This window comes from Ligilactobacillus pabuli (assembly GCF_022836475.1).
In the GTDB taxonomy this organism is placed as follows: domain Bacteria; phylum Bacillota; class Bacilli; order Lactobacillales; family Lactobacillaceae; genus Ligilactobacillus; species Ligilactobacillus pabuli.
In genome coordinates this window covers 1-227 of the sequence record NZ_BQXH01000073.1, presented here as the reverse complement: position 1 = coordinate 227, position 227 = coordinate 1, and the positions used below count along the sequence as shown (strand labels likewise).

1 rRNA gene is annotated in these 227 nt (G+C 54.6%); it reads left to right on the top strand.

The annotated features are described in order from the left end of the window. Positions 1–227: ribosomal RNA gene (locus LPAF129_RS11145) — 16S ribosomal RNA — on the top strand; the annotation flags it as partial.

The following is a 227-nucleotide window of genomic DNA, read 5'->3' as shown; positions in this document are numbered from 1 at the left end:
TTTCCCTTCGGGGACAAAATGACAGGTGGTGCATGGCTGTCGTCAGCTCGTGTCGTGAGATGTTGGGTTAAGTCCCGCAACGAGCGCAACCCTTATTGTCAGTTGCCAGCATTCAGTTGGGCACTCTGGCGAGACTGCCGGTGACAAACCGGAGGAAGGTGGGGATGACGTCAAGTCATCATGCCCCTTATGACCTGGGCTACACACGTGCTACAATGGACGATACA